The 15,805-nt window shown below is 73.1% G+C and carries 18 protein-coding genes; 7 read left to right on the forward strand and 11 right to left on the reverse strand.

What is annotated here, in order from left to right:
- Window positions 1-290 precede the first annotated feature (290 nt).
- A complete protein-coding gene (locus tag ACTEI_RS20905) occupies window positions 291-713 on the forward strand; it encodes a YunG family protein (protein ID WP_122979194.1) in 423 nt (140 codons plus the stop codon).
- On the opposite strand, the gene ACTEI_RS20910 is transcribed toward ACTEI_RS20905, so the two are convergent.
- The 5 genes from ACTEI_RS20910 to ACTEI_RS20930 form a co-directional block, all read right to left on the reverse strand.
- Window positions 659-1,642 carry an AraC family transcriptional regulator gene (locus ACTEI_RS20910; protein WP_122982299.1) on the reverse strand — a complete coding sequence of 328 codons (984 nt, stop codon included), beginning with the start codon at window positions 1,640-1,642 and terminating at the stop codon, window positions 659-661. The genes ACTEI_RS20905 and ACTEI_RS20910 overlap by 55 nt on opposite strands.
- Window positions 1,643-1,652: 10 nt before the next feature.
- Entirely contained in the window at window positions 1,653-2,009 is a 357-nt protein-coding gene (locus tag ACTEI_RS20915) for a phospholipase (protein WP_122979195.1), read from the reverse strand.
- The gene (locus ACTEI_RS20920) at window positions 2,006-3,400 is read right to left on the reverse strand and encodes a DUF4331 domain-containing protein (RefSeq protein ID WP_122979196.1); all 1,395 of its coding nucleotides are present in this window, start codon (window positions 3,398-3,400) and stop codon (window positions 2,006-2,008) included. The genes ACTEI_RS20915 and ACTEI_RS20920 overlap by 4 nt, the downstream gene beginning before the upstream one ends.
- Window positions 3,401-3,419: 19 nt before the next feature.
- Complete coding sequence (locus ACTEI_RS20925) at window positions 3,420-3,698, reverse strand: hypothetical protein (RefSeq protein ID WP_122979197.1); 279 nt, start codon at window positions 3,696-3,698, stop codon at window positions 3,420-3,422.
- 217 nt (window positions 3,699-3,915) lie between these two features.
- Window positions 3,916-4,851 carry a lytic polysaccharide monooxygenase gene (locus ACTEI_RS20930; protein ID WP_122982300.1) on the reverse strand — a complete coding sequence of 312 codons (936 nt, stop codon included), beginning with the start codon at window positions 4,849-4,851 and terminating at the stop codon, window positions 3,916-3,918.
- Between the two features lie 135 nt (window positions 4,852-4,986).
- Here ACTEI_RS20930 and ACTEI_RS20935 point away from each other — a divergent pair, with 135 nt between their 5' ends.
- Window positions 4,987-5,355 (forward strand): FKBP-type peptidyl-prolyl cis-trans isomerase, encoded by a 369-nt coding sequence (locus ACTEI_RS20935; RefSeq protein ID WP_122979198.1) that lies wholly within the window; start codon window positions 4,987-4,989, stop codon window positions 5,353-5,355.
- A gap of 52 nt (window positions 5,356-5,407) precedes the next feature.
- Here the strand turns inward: ACTEI_RS20935 and ACTEI_RS20940 are convergent, their stop codons facing one another.
- From ACTEI_RS20940 to ACTEI_RS20950, 4 genes are all read right to left on the reverse strand, one after another.
- Window positions 5,408-6,091 carry a hypothetical protein gene (locus ACTEI_RS20940; RefSeq protein ID WP_122979199.1) on the reverse strand — a complete coding sequence of 228 codons (684 nt, stop codon included), beginning with the start codon at window positions 6,089-6,091 and terminating at the stop codon, window positions 5,408-5,410.
- 45 nt (window positions 6,092-6,136) lie between these two features.
- Window positions 6,137-6,274: a hypothetical protein gene (locus ACTEI_RS37200; protein WP_164466032.1), complete on the reverse strand. Its 138-nt coding sequence runs from the start codon at window positions 6,272-6,274 to the stop codon at window positions 6,137-6,139.
- Window positions 6,271-7,170 (reverse strand): hypothetical protein, encoded by a 900-nt coding sequence (locus ACTEI_RS20945; RefSeq protein WP_122979200.1) that lies wholly within the window; start codon window positions 7,168-7,170, stop codon window positions 6,271-6,273. Before ACTEI_RS20945 ends, ACTEI_RS37200 begins: the two co-directional genes overlap by 4 nt.
- A gap of 75 nt (window positions 7,171-7,245) precedes the next feature.
- Window positions 7,246-7,455, reverse strand: a complete 210-nt coding sequence (locus ACTEI_RS20950) for an RNA-binding S4 domain-containing protein (protein ID WP_122979201.1) — start codon at window positions 7,453-7,455, stop codon at window positions 7,246-7,248.
- Window positions 7,456-7,588: 133 nt separating this feature from the next.
- Between ACTEI_RS20950 and ACTEI_RS20955 the strand changes: the two genes are divergently transcribed.
- The gene (locus ACTEI_RS20955) at window positions 7,589-8,368 is read left to right on the forward strand and encodes a DUF1775 domain-containing protein (RefSeq protein ID WP_164466033.1); all 780 of its coding nucleotides are present in this window, start codon (window positions 7,589-7,591) and stop codon (window positions 8,366-8,368) included.
- A 383-nt stretch (window positions 8,369-8,751) separates the two neighbouring features.
- Here the strand turns inward: ACTEI_RS20955 and ACTEI_RS20960 are convergent, their stop codons facing one another.
- The gene (locus tag ACTEI_RS20960) at window positions 8,752-9,690 is read right to left on the reverse strand and encodes a DHH family phosphoesterase (protein WP_122979203.1); all 939 of its coding nucleotides are present in this window, start codon (window positions 9,688-9,690) and stop codon (window positions 8,752-8,754) included.
- Window positions 9,691-9,926: 236 nt separating this feature from the next.
- Here ACTEI_RS20960 and zwf point away from each other — a divergent pair, with 236 nt between their 5' ends.
- Together zwf and ACTEI_RS20970 are read left to right on the forward strand one after the other, a co-directional pair.
- Window positions 9,927-11,417 (forward strand): glucose-6-phosphate dehydrogenase, encoded by a 1,491-nt coding sequence (zwf, locus tag ACTEI_RS20965; protein ID WP_122979204.1) that lies wholly within the window; start codon window positions 9,927-9,929, stop codon window positions 11,415-11,417.
- Window positions 11,418-11,524: 107 nt separating this feature from the next.
- Window positions 11,525-11,860, forward strand: a complete 336-nt coding sequence (locus ACTEI_RS20970; RefSeq protein WP_122979205.1) for an STAS domain-containing protein — start codon at window positions 11,525-11,527, stop codon at window positions 11,858-11,860.
- Here the strand turns inward: ACTEI_RS20970 and ACTEI_RS20975 are convergent.
- Window positions 11,847-12,914, reverse strand: a complete 1,068-nt coding sequence (locus ACTEI_RS20975; RefSeq protein ID WP_122979206.1) for an ROK family protein — start codon at window positions 12,912-12,914, stop codon at window positions 11,847-11,849. The two genes, ACTEI_RS20970 and ACTEI_RS20975, sit on opposite strands and share 14 nt — an antisense overlap.
- A gap of 114 nt (window positions 12,915-13,028) precedes the next feature.
- On the opposite strand from ACTEI_RS20975, the gene ACTEI_RS20980 reads away from it, so the two are divergent.
- Window positions 13,029-14,546 carry a DUF1800 domain-containing protein gene (locus ACTEI_RS20980; protein ID WP_122979207.1) on the forward strand — a complete coding sequence of 506 codons (1,518 nt, stop codon included), beginning with the start codon at window positions 13,029-13,031 and terminating at the stop codon, window positions 14,544-14,546.
- 2 nt (window positions 14,547-14,548) lie between these two features.
- Window positions 14,549-15,778 (forward strand): DUF1501 domain-containing protein, encoded by a 1,230-nt coding sequence (locus ACTEI_RS20985; RefSeq protein ID WP_122982301.1) that lies wholly within the window; start codon window positions 14,549-14,551, stop codon window positions 15,776-15,778.
- Window positions 15,779-15,805 lie beyond the last annotated feature (27 nt).

The following is a 15,805-nucleotide window of genomic DNA, read 5'->3' on the forward strand; positions in this document are numbered from 1 at the left end:
CGGTCCCGCGCCAGGCAGGTCCGCACGCCGGACCGCCCGGCGCGGCCCGGCGCCGACGGCGCGCCGTCACGGGCCTCGACCCACCGTCAGCACCGGCCGGGACGGGCGGCCGGCGCTGACGGCGGTCACCCCACCCCCGCGCGGCACGCGGGGCGGCGCGGGCGTGCGGGGTGCGGCTGGGCGGGGAGATCCGTCGTACCGGGAAAGGCTCGGCGAATCGATGGTGTTGACCCTCCACCTGGTCGACGGTGCAGCATCTCCCCCGGAACTCGATCCTTGGGAGGAGCCACATGGTGCACACCGACGAGCTACGGACGATTCTGCGCGACGCCTGGGGGCGCGACACCTGCGATCCGCACGATCTGGCGGACTGGACGCCGGGCAATCCCGCGCGCGGGCAGTGCGGCGTGACCGCGCTGGTGGTCCACGAGCTGCTGGGTGGCAGCCTGGTGCTGGGCGAGGTGATGGTGGCCGGGACCAGGGTCGGCCATCACTACTGGAACCGGCTGCCGGACGGGCGCGAGGTCGACTTCACGGCGGACCAGTTCCGGCCGGAGGAGACCGTGACCGGCGGCGTGCTCCAGCAGCCGCCGGCGGGTGGACCGCGCCGGTGCCGCGAGCAGTGGGAACTGCTGCGCGGCCGGGTGCTCGCCGCGGTTCAGGGGCGACCGCGTAGCGTGACGGACGGGGGGACGCCGAACCGGGCGCGGTAGGCGCCGGCGAACCGGCCCATGTGGGTGAAACCCCAGCGGTAGGCCACCTCGCTGACGCTGACCTGACCGGGTTCGGAGCGGGACAGTTCGGCGTGTACCCCGTCCAGGCGCAGCCGGCGCAGGTAGACCATCGGGGACATGCCGACGTGCTGGCGGAAGGCGTCCTGCAGGACCCGGGCGCCGACGCCGGCGACGGCCGCCAGCTCGGTGGTGGTGTACGGCCGGCCCGGCTCGGCGTGCATCACGTCGAGCGCCCGTTTCACCGTCCGCGGCCGGTACGGGCCCTGCAGTCCGGCCGGCTCCTCGCCGTACGGATGCTGGACGCTCAGCGCCAGCCCGCTGACCACCATGTCCCGCCAGCGCGCCGCCATCCGGGGCTGGCTGGCCAGGCCGTCGGCTCCGCGCAGCTCGGCCAGCAGCAGCCGGACCAGCGCCATCCAGGTCCGGCCCGGCCCGTCGACCAGGTCGAAGCTGGCGCCCAGCGGCAGCGGGGACACCACCCGCTGGTCCAGCGCGGCGTCCAGCTCGCGTTCCAGGGCGCCGCGCTCCACCTTGACGCTGAGCAGCCGGCAGCTGCCCGGCCAGTCCAGTTCGATGTCGCCGGTCGGCCGGTAGACCACCGCCCGGGTCGGGTCGGCCAGCACCACGGTGCCGCGGTGCCGGGACCGCAGCATCCCGGTCAGCGGCGCCAGCACGTGGTACGACGTCTCCAGCGCGCCGCAGGACACCCGGATGTCGGTGCCGTACCCGACCTCGCCGAGCGTGATCGGCCCGAGCTCGACCACGTCGGCGCTGAAGTCGAACCGGCCGGGGTCACCGACCGGCTCGATCCGCAGTGCCGCGTAGTAGAGCCTGCGGCAGAACGCGCGGGCCTCCGCCACGTCGGTGGTGCGCAGTTCGACGTGGACCGGGACGTCGCCGCCTGCCATGCGCTCCACACTAAACCGAGACCAGGGTCCTCCCGGGCACGGCGTGCTCCGGCCAGGTGAACTCGGCGACCGCGCCGCCGCCGACGTGCACCTCGGCCAGCGGCTCCGCACCGTCGGCCCAGATCGCGTAACGGCCCTGCGCCAGGCCGTCGATGACGACGCAGTAGGTGACCCCGCCGCGCACGTACCGGGCCCGGACCGCGGCGTGCTGCCGCCGCTCGGGCCGGCCCGCGGGGCTCACCTCGATCTCGTACCCGTGGAACCGGGCCGTGGTGTGGATGATCAGGGCGCCGATCCGGCCGCCGATGTTCAGCATCACGGTGCCCTGCCCGGACGGGGCGAGCGTGTGGTGGTGATGGTGGCTCATGCCGGCACCGAGAATCCGTCGAAGGGAGTACCCAGGTAGGGGAAGCGTTTGAGCAGCCCGGAGCTGACGTCCTTGATGCTCAGGCCTTGTTCGACCAGGCCCGCCGCGGCGTCCGGCTCGAACTTCTCGTCCACCAGCGGCACGGTGGCGCCGGCGATGGCGCGCAGCGAGATGGAGACCACGTCGTCGGCGATGCGCCGGCCGTTCGGGAAACCGGCCAGGTCGCCGCCGACCACGCCGAACGCGTTCGGCTTGGCGGCCGGCGGGATCGCGGTGTTGAGTCGCAGCATGTCGGCCTGCACCTCGCCGGTGTTGTTCTGGAAGCCGTCGATGATCCCGCCCGGGATGCCGGTGAGCAGGATGGCAAGCAGGTCGGCCCGGTCCTTGCCGGCCTTGTTCAGGGCCGCCAGGTTGTCGAACAGCCCCGGGTAGAGCACCGGCAGCAGCGACGCCAGCTCGGGGGTGGCGACGAACTCGGCGAACTTCTTGTCCTCGCTCGGCGGCAGGCTGTTCCACCGGTCCTTCTGCGCCATCGGGACGATGACCTCGTTGAACAGCGGGTTCCCCAGCCGCGACACCTGGACCTGCGGGCCGACGTACACGTCGGCGGCCGCGCTGTCGCCGCCGCGCAGCTGCACCTGGCGGCGGCTGGCCGAGGTCCACACCCCGATCACCGCGCCCGAGTCGGCGGCCTTGACCCGCTTCTTGCCGTCCCGGCGGACCATGTGCAGCGGGATCTGCAGCGCGAGGCTGTGCACGTTGGTCCGGTCGGTGGCGTTGACCGCCTTGCCGGCGTAGTTGAACAGCTTCTGGCCGACCAGGTGTTTGTCCTGGAACGGGCGCAGCGTGCCGAGGTCGAAGATGGCGCCCAGGTCCACGAAGAACGCGTCGGCGCGCTGACCGGCGAAAACCTTCTCGCCGGTCGGCAGCTTGTGCACGGCGTCCTTGGCGAGAGCCTCGTAGTCCGGGATGGAGATCTTCCCGACGTTGCACGGCGGGCAGGGCAGCTTCTTGGCCAGCACGGTGCTCTTGCCGTGCCGGTCGACCTTGGTGACCGAGAAGAACTGCCGCCGGTTCCAGTTCTCGCTGTCCAGCGATTCGATCTGGCCGGTGTTGTACAGGAAGGTCTTGTCGTTGCGCAGCTCGGTGACGAACCGGAACTGGTAGGTGATGTCCGGGCGGGCGTCACCGTTCGCGTCGATGTGGATCTCGTAGAGCACGTCGTCGCCGAACTCGAAGAAGTTCGGGCCGCTGGCCGGGATCTGCAACGGCACGTAGTTGGCGATGATGGTGACCGTGTCCGGATCGTCGGGGCTGACGAACGCGTAGAGGTCGGAGCTGTCGGCTACCGGGTCCTTGCTGATTTCCGGCGCTTCGCGGTGAGAAGACATTGTCGCGTGATCCTCCGGGTCAGCGGCCGGCGGCCTTGAGCAGCTGGGCGGCCAGCTTCTTGTCGGTGACCGTCTTCCGGGACTCGCCGGAGAAGACGTCGAGCGTGCCCTTGCTGGCGTCGCGCACCGAGATGACCAGCGGCGAGCCGTCGGAGGACGAGGTGGTCTCGTTCTCGCCGGCGAGGCTGAGCCCGGCAACGGAGGCGGCCGAGACCCCGACGCCGGCGGCGGAGAGCGCCAGCATCCGCCGGCGATTGAACCGCGGGAACGCCTGGGCACGGTAGCGACTACGACTCATGCTGGGCCTTTCGTCTGTTGGGGGCCGGACGGGCGGTGCATTGTCGACGCCGTTGATTACGTGACGGGTGATCGAGGGGTTCAAACCTTTTTTCGGCCCCCTCTGCCGCTACATCGATAACGGTGAGCGCCGGTCCGGCGCGGGCGCAGCGGCCGGCCGGAGCGCAGCGGCCGATCCGGGCGCAGCATCCGGCCCGGGCTCAGCCGCCGACCCGAGCTCAGCTTCCGGCGCGCCGGCGGCGGTGGCGGAGGCGGCCGGCGAGGCCGATCGCGGCGGCCAGCGCGGCGCCGCCGAGCGCGCCGGCGATCAGCCAGTGGCCCACCGCGGGGCTGCCGCCGTCCGGGCCGGTGGCCGCGACCGGGACCGGGCCGGCGTCGCGTGGCGGCGCGGTGGCCGCGGCGGCCCCGGCGGCGCCCGGGGAGGTGCGCCGCACCGCCGACGTGCGCACCGGTACGGCCGTCCCGGTCGCCGCCGTCCCGGTCGCCGCCGTCGGGGCCGGCGCGGCGGACGGCGCCCGGCTCACCACGGGAGCGGCCGGGAAGACCAGATCGGAGCACGAGTAGTAGGTGTCCGGGGTGCTCGAGGTCTCCCAGACCACGTACAGCATCTGCCGCCCGGTCCGCGGCGGCAGGGTGACCCGCATCCGGTACGCCCCACCGGTCAGCGGCGGGTCGGTGAACGACGCGAGCGGCTTGCTGCCCAGGTCGGCCCAGGTCAGCCGCTTCGACGCGTCGTACCCGGGACGGGTCAGGTAGATCCGGAACTCGCCGGCGTGCGGGATCGTCCCGCGGTACGCGATGGCCAGCCTCTGCCCGGACCGGACCGCGGTCGAGGGGAAGTCGTCCCGGGGCAGGTCGAGGCCCCGGTACGCGTCCAGGCCCCCGCTGCAGAGCTTCCCGTCCGGGACGGCCGCGCGGTCGTCGCCGCCGACGCCGGCGATCCGCAGGTTGTCGTACGCCCCGAGGAACCCGTTCGTGGCCGCCTTCGCCGCCTCGCACGCGGCCGTGCCGGTTCTCGTCCCGTTCCCGGCGCACGCGGCGGACCGGCTGATCGGCGTGGTCGGCGCGCCGTGCGCGAACACGGGCGCGGCCGGTACGGCGAGCGTGGCGGCCGCGGTCAGCGAAGCGGCGGCGCTCAGGCGGCGGACGGGCACGGGATCCCCCAGGCGGGTGACAGCGGCCGGGGCGTTCCCGGTCACCCGGGAATACGGAGATCCGGCACCGCTCGTTCAGCCCCCGGCGGGCTGTGATTGCATGACCGGATCCGGCAACACCACACGGGAGGATCCATGAACAAGCCCGACGTCGGGCCCATCCCCGACGAAGCCCCCAGCGACCTGCTGATCGAGGACATCGTCGAGGGCACCGGCCCGGAGGCCAAGCCCGGCGAGTACGTCAGCGTCCACTACGTGGGCGTGGCCCAGTCGACGGGCAAGGAGTTCGACGCCTCCTACAACCGGGGCCAGCCGCTCGGCTTCCGGGTCGGCGGCCAGCAGGTCATCGCCGGCTGGGACCAGGGCGTGGCCGGGATGAAGGTGGGCGGTCGCCGCAAGCTGACGATCCCGCCGCACCTGGGGTACGGCGCGGCCGGCGCCGGCGGTGTGATCAAGCCGAACGAGACCCTGATCTTCGTGGTCGACCTCGTCGAGGTGCACTGACCCGTCGCCCCGGCGGGGCCACCGGCCGGTGGCCCCGCCGGGGCGGCCCGGGTCAGGCCGGTTTTCCGGGCTCGGGCGCTTCCCCGGCCCCGTCGAGCAGGCCGGACAACCCGGCCGTGGCCTCCGCCTCGATCCGGGCGGCCAGCGCCTGCTCCTCGGCCAGCCGGGCCTCCTCGGCCAGCACCTCGGCGGCCACCTCGGCGACGTGCGCCGCCCGACGTACCTCGACCGCGTCGACCAGGGCGTCCGCGTACCGCTGGCGGGCCCGCGCCACCTCCTCGTCGACCTGCTCCAGCGCCGCCTCGTCCGGCCGGGTGTGCGTCCAGATCCGGTTCAGCTGCTCCACCGAGAGCGCGCCCCGCCGGTACGCCTCCAGCGCCGCCCGCTCCACCAGTCGCCGACTCTCGTCGGCCGGCCCGGTCCACGCGTCCCACTTCGCCTGCTGGTAGCGCTGCTCGGCCTGGTCACGCATCCCGGCCACCGCGGTGGCCCGCTCCCGGGCCGCGTCGGCCGCCGCCATCGCGCGCTGCGCCGCGGCGCGCACCTCGTCCGCGTCGGCCGCCAGCTCGTCCACCGGCTCCGGCGGCACCGGCCCGGCGACTCGCGGCGCCCGGTCCGGCTCGCCGTCGCGGGCCCGTTGCCGGCCGGCCACGACCGCCATCCCGCCGAGCGCGAGCACGGCGAGCAGGAGCAGTGCCACCAGGATCTGCGCCGCCTCGATCCCCGTTCCCCTCACGCCCCTCGACGCTAGCGGGAAAGTGGATCATCCGCACATCGAGGGCTACCGGCGTGATCCGCGCCGGCCGCGGGCCCGGGACAGCGGGATCACGTTGCGCGGCGGATCGGCGGGGCGCTCCACCGCCGGGGCCGGGGACGCCGGCTCGGCGGCCGGCTGCCAGGGCTCGTCGATCGGGATCACTTGGCTCCCGTCAGGGCCGCGCAGCCGCCGGTCTCGTCCGGCAGCAGCGGCCGGAAGGTGATGCTCCACCGCTTGCCCGCGGAGGTCCACGGGGTGCGCTGGTTGGCCTTCTCCGCGGCCGCCCACACCTGCCGCGTCTCGGCGCCGGTGACCGCGACGCAGTGCAGGCCGGTGGTGGCCACCAGTTCCGGGCCGGGCAGCACGGGGCCGGGCCAGGCCTGCTCCGACGGCTTCAGCCCGTCGTCGCCGTCGACGTACTCCCGGGCCAGGACGGCCATGCTCTGCGGCCGGTACCGCTGCGGCCCCGGGGAGCCGGCCTCCCCGGTCAGCGCGGTGAGCTCCTCGACGTACGCCCGGAGCTTCTTGCGGGCCGCCTGGTCGGCGGCGGTCAGCTGCGGGTCCTCCGGCAGCGCGTGGTCGAGGGCCGACACCCGTACGGTCTGCGTCCGGCCGCCGGAGGTGACGGTGATCACGGTGTCCGGGATGTCGGCGACGCCGGGCGTGCCGAAGTCGGCGCCGGAACGCACCCCGGCGGCGACCGCGTCGTCCGCCCACTGCCGCGCCCGCTCCGGGGTGAGCTGGAGCTGCTGCAGGTTGGGCAGCGCCGGGCCGGGCGCGATCGCCGGGACCGGGCCGTTGCTGATCACCCGGCCGTCGGCGTAGACGGAGACCTGCGGGAGCCGCCCGTACTGGAACTGCGGCGGCACGAAACCGCCCTCCTGCGCGACCCGGACCAGCACGGTGGGGTCGCCGGCGGGGGCCGGGGCGCTCTCGGCGCGCGGGTCGGCGGTCGAACCGGACGAGCCGGCCTCGCCGGCTGTGCCGGGCCGGGCACAGCCGGCCATCAGGATCAGGGGGACGGCGGCGGCGGTCAGAAGGCCGCGGGTTCGGGTCATGTCCGGTACGACGAGACGCGCGGCCCGCCGGTTCCGCGCCGGGCGCAGATTCCCGCCGAAAGAATCAGATCTTGCCTACGGCGCCACCCGGGCCCGCCGGCCGAGCACCTCGACGACGTCCCCGGGATGCAGCTGGCGGCCGCGCCGGGTGTCCACCTCGCCGTTGACGGTGACGTCGCCCGCGGCGATCAGGACCTTGCCCTCGCCCCCGGTCTCGATGAGGTCGGCCAGCTTGAGGAACTGGCCCAGCCGGATCATGTCACCGTCGATCGGCACGTCGCGCATCCGGACATCATCCGGCACCGCCGCGGGCGGCCCGCAGCCAGGGCGGGTGCGGCGGGCGCAACCGGCCGGAAAAGTTTCCCCCGGCCGGTTGAACCATCGGGGCCGGTGATCCGAACTATCTGCCGTGAGGTATTTGGGAACAGCGCTGACGGTGGCGGCGACCGCCGGGATCCTCGGGGTGGCCGGTCCGGCGTTCGCCGACGTGACGGTCACCCCGGCCAGCGCGCCGCAGGGCAGCGGCCAGAACCTGGCGTACCACGTCACCAACGACGGCGCCCGGCCGATCACCCAGGTGACCCTCCAGATTCCCGAGGACACCCCGATCGCCGAGGTCTATCCGCTGTCCACGGACAACTGGGCCCCGCGGATCGAGTGGCGGCAACTGAGCACGCCGCTGAAGACCATCCACAACGGCACCCCGGTCACCCAGGTGCCGAAGTCGATCACCTGGATCGCGGTGGGCGGGAAGTCCATCGCGCCGGGCGGCTCGGCGGACCTGGGCGTGGCGGTCGGCCCGCTGCCCACCCTCAGCTCGGTCACTTTCACCCTCCTCGGCCGGTACGCCGACGGCGGCAGCACCCCGGCGATGCGGGCGGGCATGACGCTCACCCCGGACCCGGGTGGCACGGCGGCGGCCGGCCACCACGGCGCCGCGGACCCCGGGGCCGTCGCGGAGGACCAGCTCTTCGAGCAGGTCGTCGCCGAGGCGCGGGCCGACGAGCGGGGGCCCTCGGTGCTCGGCCTGGCCGGCTGGGTGGTGGCCGCGCTGGCCCTGCTCGGCGCCGGCTGGCTGGCGCTGCGCAACCGGCACCGGGCCGGCGACGACCCGGACGAGCCGTCCCCGGGCGGCGCCGAGGAGGACACCGAGGAGAAGGAGACGGTCGCAGCCGGTCGCTGGAGCTATCGCGGCTGACCGGAAGACTCCCCGCAGGCAGGGTCCTGCAGCGGGAAACCTCACGCGGGTGGCGTGAGGCAGTCGTGGGCACGCGCGTGGGGCGCGGACCGCGACAGGCGGGTGGGGCCCCGGGCAAGGCCCGTGATCCGCGCGCCGGGCGGGTGGGGAGCTCCCCACCCGCCCGGCTGTATTCATGGCCTCGCCCATTCATGGCCTCGCTCCGCTTCATGGCCTCGCTCCGCGAGGCGGGCGTTGCGCCCCGGTGAGTCGATGGCGGGCCGGAAACGAGCACGCTGCGCCTGTCGTCTGCGGCCCTCTCGACGGGCCCGATGCGTGGTGGTTGCGGTCACGGCCACGGCGGGTTGCGGCCGTGGGCACGGCGCGGGCGGCGGTGGCCGGATTCAGACCGGGACTACGCGTTCGGTGCGGAGGGCTTCGATGATCTCGCGCTCGACCCGGTCGGCTTCGTCGTGCGGGACCTGGCAGGTCCCCGCCGCGATGTGGCCGCCGCCGCCGTAGCGCAGCATCACCTCGCCGATGTCCACCGGCGAGGTGCGGTCCAGGATCGACTTGCCGCAGGCGAACACCGTGTTCAGCTTCTGCCGGCCCCAGATGATGTGCACCGAGACCCGGGCCTCCGGGAACAGCGCGTACACCATGAACCGGTTGCCCGCCTCGATCACCTCCTCGTCGCGCAGGTCGACGACGATCACGTCGCCGTCCAGGCGGCTGACCCGGTGCAGCTGCTCGACGAAGCGGGCCGAGCAGTCGTGGAACAGGGCGGCCCGCTCGGCCACGTCCGGCAGGGCGAGGATCTCGTGTACGTCGGAGTGCTCGATGCAGGCGTCGATCAGCTGCATCATCAGCTGGTAGTTGGAGATCCGGAAGTTGCGGAACCGGCCGAGTCCGGTCCGGCTGTCCATCAGGAAGTTCAGCAGCGTCCAGCCGGTCGGGCTGAGGATGTCGGTGAGGGTGTAGTCGGCCGAGTCGGCCTGGTCGACCGCCTGCATCAGGTCGTCGGAGACCTTGGGGAAGCGGTCCTTGCCGCCGAAGTGGTCGTAGATCACCCGGGCCGCCGACGGGGCGTCCGCGTCGATGACGTGGTTGCTCCGGTCCCCCTCGTTGCGCAGCGTCTCCGAGTGGTGGTGGTCGAAGACCAGGTGCGCCCGGCCGTCGTACGGCAGGTTGGTGAGGATGTCCCGGTCGGTGACGTCGACGGCGCCGTCCTGCACGTCCTTGGGATGCACGAACATGATGTCGTCGATGAGGTCGAGGTGCCGCAGCAGCACGGCGCAGACCAGGCCGTCGAAGTCGCTGCGGGTCACGAGCCGGTACTTCACGGGGTCCCCCTCGGTTGCCAGACCGTTGCGCCCATTTTGCCACTTTTATCGGTTAGGTCCTCCCCGCATCCAGGGAAGCGGAGCACGCCATGTCGTGAAGCCGGTCACGAAAAGTCACGCCTGCGCCGTGGCGACCGACACGTGTGCTCGCCGGCACACATCGCGATGAACCATGGACCTCGGCCGCTGCGTAAGGTCAGACGGACGGTAACGACCCGGTCGGAGGACACGGAGAAATGGACCAACCTCAGCTCATCCAGGAGCGCAGCGCGCCGCCGGCCACTCTGGTGATCTTCGGCGCCTCCGGTGACCTCACCCGCCGCAAACTGCTGCCGGCGGTCGAGAGCCTGGCCCGCCACAACCGCCTGCCCGACGAGTTCGCGCTGGTCGGTGTCGCCCGGACGCCGATGTCCGACGAGCAGTTCGCGGAGAGCGCCCTGGGCGGACGCAGTCTGTCGCAGAAGCGCCAGCTGGCCGGCGGCATCCGCTACGTCTCCGGCGGCTACGACGACCCGGAGACGTACAAGCGTCTCGCCGAGACGCTCGACGAGCTGGACGCGCAGCGCGGCACGTCCGGGAACCGGCTGTTCTACCTGTCGACCCCGGCCGGCGCGTTCGAGCCGGTGATCTGCGGCCTGGCCGGCGCCGGGCTCAACCAGGCGCGCGAGGGCTCGTTCGCCCGGCTGGTGATCGAGAAGCCGTACGGCCGGGACCTGGCCACCGCCCGCGAGCTCGACGCCGTGGTGCACGCCGCGTTCGACGAGCCGAACGTCTTCCGCATCGACCACTACCTGGGCAAGGACACCGTCCAGAACGTGCTGGCGCTGCGCTTCGCCAACTCGATCTTCCAGCCGATCTGGGACCGCTCCTGGGTCGACCACGTGCAGATCACGGTGGCCGAGACCCTCGGGGTCGGCACCCGGGGCGGCTTCTACGAGTCGGCCGGCGCGATGCGCGACATCGTGCAGAACCACGTGCTGCAGGTGCTCGCGCTGGCGCTGATGGAGCCGCCGGCCTCGTTCGAGGGCGAAGGCCTGCGCAGCGAGAAGGTGAAGCTGCTGCAGGCGATCCGGCTGCCCACCGACCGGGACATCGCCGACGCGGCGGTGCGCGGGCAGTACACCCGGGGCGGCACTCGGGAGGAGCTGATGGCCGGTTACCGCGAGGAGGTGGGCGTCGACCCGCTGTCGCGGACCGAGACGTACGCCGCGCTGCGGCTCAACGTGGACAACTGGCGCTGGGCCGGCGTGCCGTTCTACGTGCGTACCGGCAAGCGCCTGCCGGCCCGGGTGACCGAGGTCGCCCTGCAGTTCCAGCGCCCGCCGCACCTGCCGATCCCGACCAACCAGCTCACCGAGCTGGACGCGGACGCGCTGATCCTGCGGATCCAGCCGAACGAGGGCATCTCGCTGCGCTTCGGCGCCAAGGTGCCGGGCCACACCTTCCGGGTGCGCACCGCCAGCATGGAGTTCTCCTACGACCAGACGTTCGTCGAGGAGTCCCCGGAGGCGTACGAGCGCCTGCTGCTGGATGCGCTGATCGGCGACGCGTCGCTGTTCATCCGCAGCGACGAGGTGGAGCAGTGCTGGCGGATCGTCGACCCGATCATCGAGCACTGGGCCAGGGACCAGTCGCCGATCCCGACGTACGAGGCCGCCTCCTGGGGGCCGACCGACGCGGACCGGCTGATCGGGCGCAACGGCCGCAAGTGGCGCAACTCGAAGTGAGACGCGCCGTGCCGGCGTGAATCCTGCGGCGGTGGGCGGGCTCGCATAGGGTGGTCAGCAACGTCGATCCCCATCGAGTCCGCCCCCGAGTCGAAAGAAACACGGATATGCAGGTATCGGTCGCGCACCATCCACCCAACACGGCCGTCCTCGTCCTGCGCGGTTCCCTCGACATCGACACCGCGCCCGCCCTCAAGGCCAATCTCGGTCGCCTGGTCGAACGGCCCGCCCCGCGCGTCGTGGTGGACGTCGCCGGCCTGGACTTCTGCGACTCCATGGGCGTCGGGGTGCTGGTCACCGCGCACGGCCGGGCCATGGAGCGAGGCGGCTGGGTCCGGCTCGCCGCGCCGTCCGGCTTCCTCCGGCGGCTGTTCGACACGCTCGGGCTCACCGACTACCTGCCGATGTTCCCGGACGTGGCGGCCGCCCTCAAGGACGAGTGACCGTCACCGCGCCGGCGGAGGAGACCGCGTCCAGGGCGGCCACCGCCGCGCCGCGGGCACCGGCCATGTCCAGGTCCGCGACGATCGCGAAGGTGGCCGCCTCGACCTGCTCGTCGCGCAGCTGGGTGCTCTCCCGCACGGTGTTGAGGAACCACTGCCGGAAGTGCGGGGCGGCCTCGACCACGCCGCCGCCGAGGAAGTACGCCGACGGATCGGTGAAGTTGGCCGCGATGGTGAACAGCTTGCCGATCGCCCGGGCCTGCTGGGTGAAGACCGCGATGGCCAGCGGGTCCTCCTTCTCCCCGTAACCGCGCAGCAGCTTGGCCGCCCGGTCGATCGGCTCGGCGGCCAGCGGGTGGTCCGGGAACCGGGTCAGCCAGTACGGCAGCAGGTTGTTGCGGATCCCGGTGAGCGAGGCGATCGCCTCCACGTCGCCCTCGAACCCGCAGTTGCACCGGGGCACCGGCTGGTCCGCCTCGATCACGCCGTGCAGCGGGATCTGCACGTGACCGAGCTCGCCGGCCATCCCGGCGGCGCCGCGGATCACCTTGCCGTTCTCGACCACTCCCCCGCCGAGCCCGGTGCCGACGATCGCGGCCACCGACGAGTGCTCCAGGGCGGCCGTGCCGAAGTGCCGGTGGTGGGCGTAGAGGGCGGCGGCGTTCGCGTCGTTGTTGTAGATCACCGGCAGGCCGAGCCGGGCCTCCAGGGCGCCGCGGATGTCGAACCCGCGCCAGGACACCTGGTTGAAGTTGGTCGACCCCTTGGACGAGATCACCCCGTGCGCGCTGGCCGGGCCGGGGGTGTCCAGGCCGACCGCGCGGACCAGCGACAGCGGCGTGCTGGTCAGCTCCAGGATGCCGGTGAAAGCCTCGGCGAGCGCCTCGACCGCCGACTCCGGGCCGTCCAGGACGCGGCTCGGATTCTCCACCAGGTGGCTGACCAGAAACTGCCCGGTCGCGTCGAGCACGGTGGCGTTGTTGCAGGTCCCGCCGTTGTCGAGACCGACGACCGCCCAGGAGGAGGGGGTCCGTACCGTTTCTGCCTGATCCACGGGTGTGAGCCTACGTCGGTCGTGGTGTCCGGTCACGGGTGCACCCGGATTGCGGACGCGTTAGTCACGGTTGCGGCCGCGACGCGGTCTGCCCGGCGGGCCGAACGGAAGAGCATGACGCCGACCCGCCGTACCCTGCTGACCGGAGCCGCGGCCGTGACCGCCGGGCTGATCATCGACGTGCCGGCCGCCGCGGCGGCGAAGCCCGCCGCTCTGGACCCGGCCGCGCTGCTCGGCGACGACCCGATCGCGCACCTGCTGCGCCGGGCCACCTTCGGCGCCACCGAGCAGTCGCTGGCCGAGGCGCGCCGGCTCGGTGTGGCCGGTTGGCTCGACCGGCAGCTGGACCCGCAGCGCATCGACGACAGCGCCTGCGACAAGCTGCTGCGGCGTCTCCCGCTGGCGCACGCCACCCCGGCGGCCGTGCGCGCCGCCCTGCCGAAGCACTCCTACGACGGTTTCCGGCAGCTCGGTCAGGCGGTGCTCGCCCGCGCGGCGTGGAGCCGGCGGCAGCTGTTCGAGGCGGTCGCCGGGTTCTGGGGCAACCACCTGCACATCGCCGCGCCGGCCAGCGGGATGTGGGACACCCGCGGCGACTACGACGCCCAGGTGATCCGCAAGCACACGTTCGGCCGGTTCGCCGACATGCTCAAGGCCTCGGCCCGGCACCCGGCCATGCTGACCTACCTGGACCAGCGGTCGTCGAGCAAGGCGCACCCGAACGAGAACTACGCCCGCGAGCTGATGGAGCTGCACACCGTCGGGCTGATCTTCGACGAGAGCGACGTCCGGGACGCCGCCCGTCTGCTCACCGGGATGACGGTGAGCCGGGCCGGCAACTACGCGTACGACGCGTCGCAGCACGCCACCGGCGCCGTCGACATCGCCGGCTTCCGGCACGCGAACGCGAAGGCCGACGGCGAGGCGGCCGCGCTGGCCCTGCTCGACCACCTGGCGAAGCACCCGGCCACCGCCGAGCGGGTGGCCCACAAGCTGTGTGTCCGGTTCGTCACCGACGAGCCGCCGGCCGCCCTGGTCGCCCGGCTGGCGAAGGTGTACCTGGCCAACGACACCGCGATCGTGCCGGTGCTGCGCGCGCTGTTCACCTCCGCGGAGTTCGCCGACTCGATCGGCCGCAAGACCCGCACCCCGTTCGAGGACATGGTGGCCACCATCCGGGCGCTCGGCCTGGAACCGGACGCCGACGGGGTGAAGAGCCTGGGCGCGCTGCACGACATGCTGGTCTCGGCCGGCAACGCGCCGTTCCGGTGGGCGCCGCCGAACGGGTTCCCGGACGTCGCGTCGGTCTGGGCGTCGCCCTCGGCCTTCCTGATGCGCTGCAACCTGCATCTGAACCTGGCCGCCGGCTGGTACCCCAAGCAGCTGACCCGGCCCGCGAACCTGCTGAAGTCCCTGGTCCCGGTGCTGCCGGCGACCTACGGCGGATTGATCGACGCGCTCGCCACCCGGCTGATCGGGACGACGTTGCCGGCTTCGCACACCGCGGCCGTGCTCAGTGTCGCCGGAAAGGTGCCGACCAGTCCCCTGAGCGGCTCCGACCGGTCGCTCGCCGGGCACGCTCCGTACCTGATCGCGCTCGTCCTCGACGCCCCGTCCTTCCAGCTGAGGTGATCATGAAGAACGTTCTGTGCTGTGAGCCCACCCGACGGACCGTCCTGGGCGGCGCGCTCGCCGGGCTGGCCGGGGCGGCGCTGAGCACCCGGATGGCGTTCGCCGCCGAGCGGTACACCGGGGACACCCTGGTCGTGATCTCGCTGCGCGGGGGGTTCGACGGGCTGTCGGCGATCGTTCCGATCGGTGATCCGGCGTACTACGCGGCGCGGCCGGCCATCGGCGTGCCGAAGAGCCGGGTGATCGCCGGCAACGGCGCGTTCGGGCTGCACCCGGCGCTCGCACCGGTCCTGCCGCTCTGGCAGGGCGGCCGGATGGCGGCGGTGCACGCGGTCGGACAGCCGAATCCGACCCGCTCGCACTTCGCCGCGATGGAGGCGATGGAGAACGCCGCGCCGGGCACCTCGATCCGCAGCGGCTGGCTGGACCGGATGCTCGGGCTGACCGGCGCGACCGCGCCGCTGGCCGGGGTGTCGCTGGGGCACGCCATGCCGGCCCGGATCCTGCTCGGCGGCGCCGACGACGTGTCGATGCCGGCGATCGACGACTTCACCCTGGCCGGGGACGGCAAGCGGCCGATGGCCGCGGCGCTGCGCGCGATGTACGCCGACGCGCCGGCGGCGCTGGCCGCGCCGGCCGGGTCGGCGGACCGCGCGCTGTCCGCGACGGCCGCGGTGAAGGCCGCCGGGTACGCCCCGGCGAACGGCGCCACCTACCCGGACACCGAGCTGGGAGCGGCGCTGCGCGACGTGGCCCGGCTGATCAAGGCGAAGGCCGGCCTGGTGACCGCGGCGGTGGACAGCGGCGACTGGGACATGCACGAGGGGCTGGGCACCGCGGTCAAGGGCCAGCGGATGTACGACAACCTGGCGGACCTGGCCGCGGCCCTGGCCGCGTTCACCACCGACCTCGGCGACACCGCCATGAAGAACGTCACCGTGCTGACCATCAGCGAGTTCGGCCGCCGGGTGCGGGAGAACGGCTCGCGGGGCGCCGACCACGGGCACGGCAACGCGATGTTGCTGCTCGGCGGCGGCATCCGGGGCGGGAAGGTGTACGCGAACTGGCCGGGCCTGTCGCCCGGCGCGCTGGTCGACGGCGATCTGGCGGCGACCACCGACTACCGCTCGGTGATCGGCGAGGTGCTGCAGAAGCGCTGCGGCTTCGGCGCCCTGGACGGGGTCTTCCCGGGTGTGAAGCCGTCGGCGTTCGGCCTGGCCGCCGCCCGCTGACCCCGCACACCGCAACGGCCGGTGCTC

Source organism: Actinoplanes teichomyceticus ATCC 31121 (assembly GCF_003711105.1).
In the GTDB taxonomy this organism is placed as follows: domain Bacteria; phylum Actinomycetota; class Actinomycetes; order Mycobacteriales; family Micromonosporaceae; genus Actinoplanes; species Actinoplanes teichomyceticus.